Here is a 2,226-nt window from a genome sequence, read left to right on the forward strand (position 1 = left end):
CGTCTGGTCCACGCGCCGAGTCCCCGGGTCCGGGAGGTCCGCCGCCCCGACGGCCGCGGCGACCGCCGCCGCCGTGTCCGGATCGTCGAGCAGGAGGAGCGGGCAAGGGGCGGGGGGCAGAACGGCCGCGCGCTCCGCATCGGTGACCACCAGGGCCGGCCCGGCGTCGCGCAGCATGAACTCCAGGCGCTCCGCGGGGTAGTCGGGGTTGATCGGCAGGTAGGCACCGCCGGCCTTCATCACCGCGAGCAGCGCGACCACCAGCTCGGGCGAGCCGGTCAGCGCCACGCCCACCACCGACTCGGGGCGCACGCCGCGCCCGGCCAGAACCCGGGCCAGGCCGTTCGCCCGGTCGTCCAGTTCGCGGTAGGTCAGCGTGGTCTCCCCGAAGACCACCGCGGTCGCGTCGGGCGTCGCCGCGACCCGCGCCTCGAACAGCCCGGGAATGGTACCCACCGGCACCGGAGCCCCGGTCTCGTTGAAATCATCCAGCAACCGGACCCGCTCACCCGGCTCCAGCAGATCCACCGCACGCACCCGCACATACGGATCCGCCGCGATCTGCCGCAGCACCCGTACGAAGCGGGCCGCGAGGGACCCGGCGGCCTCCTGGTCGAACACCTGCTCCTGGTACTGCAGGGCCACCCGCAGGTGCGGGTCCGCGGTCGCGACCACGGACAGCGGGTAGTGGGTGCCGGAGTCCGGCGTGACCCCGGTGATCCCGATGCCCGCGGCCTCATGGGCCTCGCCGAGGGCCGCGCGGTCGACCGGGTAGGACTCGAAGCCGACGAGGGTGTCGAAGAGGGTGCTGAGACCGGCGTCCCGGTGGATGTCGGTCAGCCCGTAGTAGTGGTGGTCCAGCAGGGCGCCCTGGCGCTGCTGGAGGTCGGTCAGCAGGTCGGCGAGGGTCGCCGAGGGGGCGCACCGCACCCGCACCGGCAGGGTGTTGATGAACAGTCCGACCATCTCGTCCACGCCCGGAACAGCCGGCGGGCGACCGGAGACGGTGGCGCCGAAGACCACGTCGCCGCTACCGGTCAGTCCGGACAGCAGCAGCGCCCAGGCCCCCTGGACCACGGTGTTCAGGGTGACGCCGAGCTCGGCGGCGCGCCTCGACAGCTCGCGCGCCTCCTCCGGCGGCAGCGGCACGTCGACCGCGCCGACCGCGCCGGCCTGGTCCGCCGCCGACCCCGCTTCGGGGGCGAGCAGGGTGGGCCCTTCGACCCCTTCGAGCTCCCGGGCCCAGGCCCGGGCCGACTCCTCGCGGTCCTGCTCGGACAGCCACACCAGGAAATCCCGGAAGCCGCGCCGGTCGGGCAGGGACGCGGGGTCCCCCGCCGTCCCGTAGAGGCGCAACAGGTCCGCCATGAGCACCGGCAGCGACCAGCCGTCGACCAGCACATGGTGCGCGGTGAGGACCAGTTCGGAGCGGTCGGGGCCCATGGTGACCAGGGACATCCGCAGCAGCGGGGGCACCGCCGGGTCGAAGTGGGCGGCATGGTCCTCGGCCAGCAGGCGTGCGTACGCCGCGTCACGCTCCTCCACACCGAGTCCGGCCAGATCGTCATGGCGCCAGGGCAGCTCCACCCGCCCGGGAACCACCTGCACCAACTCCCCGGCACCATCGGCCACGAACGCCGTACGCAAAGCGGCATGCCGGTCCAGCAACGCCTGCCCGGCCGCCCGCATCCGACCCGGATCCACCGAACCCGACAGGTGCAGCACCAGCTGCATGTGGTAGGCGTCGAACTCCGATTCCGCCAGCATGGCGTGGAACAGCAGACCCGACTGCAGGGGAGTGAGCGGCCACACGTCCGCCAGACCCGGGTAGCGCTTCTCCCACAGGTCGATGTCGTGCTGACGCACCGGCACCAGCGGCAGATCCGACGGCGTCAGGCCACCCGCACCAGGACCGGCGACGTGCCGGGCGAGGCCTTCGAGCGCCGCACACCACAGATCGGCGAGCTCCTGCACCTCCTCGCGGGACAGCACCCCGGAGGGGAAGCGGAAGACCGCGTCGAGCCCCGCGCCCGCCCCCGATTCGACGACGAAGGCGCTGACGTCGACCGTCGCCATCGCAGGCAGGTCCGCATCGAGCTCCGGGAGCAGCCCGGCCGCGTCGGCTGCCTCGGTGAAGCCGAGTCCGCGCAGGTTCTCGGGCATGTCGGCGGTGGAGAAGCGGCCCAGGTAGTTGAAGCCGACCTGGCCGGACGGCAGTGCGCGCAG

General features: G+C 73.3%; 1 protein-coding gene. It reads right to left on the reverse strand.

The annotated features are described in order from the left end of the window. Positions 1–2,226: condensation domain-containing protein (locus TR46_RS37610; protein ID WP_152626945.1), on the reverse strand; the 2,226-nt coding region annotated here is incomplete at both ends.

Origin of the sequence: Streptacidiphilus carbonis, from assembly GCF_000787775.1 — a bacterium.
GTDB classification, from domain to species: domain Bacteria; phylum Actinomycetota; class Actinomycetes; order Streptomycetales; family Streptomycetaceae; genus Streptacidiphilus; species Streptacidiphilus carbonis.